The 915-nt window shown below is 74.6% G+C and carries 2 protein-coding genes; both read left to right on the top strand.

Annotated elements, in window-relative coordinates:
- Nucleotides 1–202: hypothetical protein (locus FUT87_RS29620; protein ID WP_186830804.1), on the top strand; the 202-nt coding region annotated here is incomplete at its 5' end.
- Nucleotides 199–915 (top strand): glycosyltransferase family 9 protein (locus FUT87_RS27030; RefSeq protein ID WP_147242978.1); only part of this gene is annotated, 717 nt, incomplete at its 3' end. The genes FUT87_RS29620 and FUT87_RS27030, both read left to right, overlap by 4 nt.

The following is a 915-nucleotide window of genomic DNA, read 5'->3' on the forward strand; positions in this document are numbered from 1 at the left end:
CGTCTATGCCCAGGTGGCCGCGCGGCGGGCAATGCAAGGCAGCTCGTCGATCCGGCTGGCCTCGGCGGCTGGCCAGGCCGGTGCGGGGGCGGCGGCGGTGCGGCACTTGGCGCGGCCGCACCTGGCCGCCGTCGGCGCGACGGACGCGGCTCATGCCGAGGTCGTCGCCATGCCGCTGGCCAATTCGGGAGGTCAGGGATGACGGGGGCGGCCGCCGATGTCCAGGCTGAACGTGTCGCCCGATGGCGCCAGGCGCGTCGCGTCCTGCTGATCCGGCTGGACAACCTCGGCGATGTGCTGATGACGACGCCGGCGCTGGCGGCGGTGCGCGAGTCGCTGCCCGAGGCCGAGCTGACGCTGCTGGCCGCGCCGTCGATGGCGGCGCTGGCGCCGCATCTGCCGGAGGTGGACCGCATCGTCGGCTTCCATGCGCCGTGGATGAAGGCCGGCGCCGACCCGTTGGCGGCTGGTGGTCTGCCGGCGGGGCGGGCGGAGCGCCAGGCCCTCGCGCAATGGGCCGACGAGGACTATGACGCGGCCATCATCTTCACCGTCTGCACGCAGAGCGTCTTTCCGGCGGCGACGATGTGCCGGCTCGCCGGCATTCCCCGGGTGCTGGGCCATGCCCGCGAGCGCGCCTATGGCCTGCTGAGCGACGAGATCCCCGATCGCGACGAGGTCGGCGACGGCATGCGCCATGAGGTCCGCCGCCAACTGGACCTGGTGGGCGCGGTGGGCCTGCGCACGCGCGATGAGCGCCTGCGCTTTCGCGTGCTCGAGGGCGACCGCGAGGCGGTCCGTCAGCGCCTGGTCGCGGCGGGCGTGGGACCGCGCCAGCCCTTCGTGGTCGTGCATCCGGGTGCCAGCGCGCCGTCGCGGCGTTATCCGGCCGACCGCCTGGGCGAATCCGCCGGC

Source organism: Mitsuaria sp. TWR114, from assembly GCF_007997345.1.